The sequence below is a fragment of the Citrobacter sp. Ca225 genome (assembly GCF_030337175.1).
Lineage (GTDB): Bacteria > Pseudomonadota > Gammaproteobacteria > Enterobacterales > Enterobacteriaceae > Citrobacter_A > Citrobacter_A amalonaticus.
In genome coordinates this window covers 1-250 of record NZ_JAOWCD010000034.1, presented here as the reverse complement: position 1 = coordinate 250, position 250 = coordinate 1, and the positions used below count along the sequence as shown (strand labels likewise).

Sequence of the window (250 nt, the reverse complement as noted above, 5' to 3'; positions counted from 1 at the left end):
TTTTGTCTTATTCAAAGGCCTTACATTTCAAAAACTCTGCTTACCAGGCGCATTTCGCCCAGGGGATCACCATAATAAAATGCTGAGGCCTGGCCTTTGCGTAGTGCACGCATCACCTCAATACCTTTGATGGTGGCGTAAGCCGTCTTCATGGATTTAAATCCCAGCGTGGCGCCGATTATCCGTTTCAGTTTGCCATGATCGCATTCAATCACGTTGTTCCGGTACTTAATCTGTCGGTGTTCAACGT

1 protein-coding gene is annotated in these 250 nt (G+C 46.8%); it reads right to left on the bottom strand.

From position 1 onward, the window contains the following. Positions 1 to 20 precede the first annotated feature (20 nt). The coding region (locus tag OGW13_RS00795) for a DDE-type integrase/transposase/recombinase (protein ID WP_004159265.1) at positions 21 to 250 on the bottom strand (230 nt) is incomplete at its 5' end.